The sequence below is a fragment of the Streptomyces sp. AC602_WCS936 genome (assembly GCF_019049125.1).
GTDB lineage: Bacteria > Actinomycetota > Actinomycetes > Streptomycetales > Streptomycetaceae > Streptomyces.
The window spans coordinates 1-443 of sequence record NZ_JAGMUF010000082.1 but is presented as its reverse complement, the minus strand read 5'-3'; the positions used below and the strand labels follow the sequence as shown (position 1 = coordinate 443).

At 65.2% G+C, this 443-nt stretch carries 1 protein-coding gene; it reads right to left on the bottom strand.

Annotated elements, in window-relative coordinates; genetic code table 11:
* On the bottom strand, window positions 1–167 hold a 167-nt coding region (locus tag KUM03_RS38550; RefSeq protein WP_254399846.1), incomplete at its 3' end, for a helix-turn-helix domain-containing protein.
* Between the last annotated feature and the right edge of the window lie 276 nt (window positions 168–443).

The following is a 443-nucleotide window of genomic DNA, read 5'->3' as shown; positions in this document are numbered from 1 at the left end:
TCCTCGAGTGTTTTGACGATGACGCGCTCGACGTCCGCGTCGGTGATCTTCCGCGGGACACCGGGTCGCGGCTCGTCGGACAGACCATCCAGACCACGCTCCAGGAAGCGCCGCCGCCAGGTGCGGACCATGTCCGCGGTGACACCGAGCCGGCGTGCCACTTCCATGATGGAGTGCCCCTCGGCGCAGAATGATCCTTGAGCGCTGAGCCAGGGACTGGGCTGTCGAGCGACGACGCACCCAGCCTTCCAGCACATCCCGTTGGGTATCAGTCAGCGACAACGGCGGAATCTTCGGACCCGGACGACTCATACCCAACCAACGACGAACCTCCGACTCAGGTCACTAGTAGTGCTTCGTTAGGTTCGTCGCTGTCTGTGGCGGCTTCGTCGGGCGGGCAGGGGGCGTCCGCAGGTGGTGCAGGCACCGGTCCAGCACCTCAG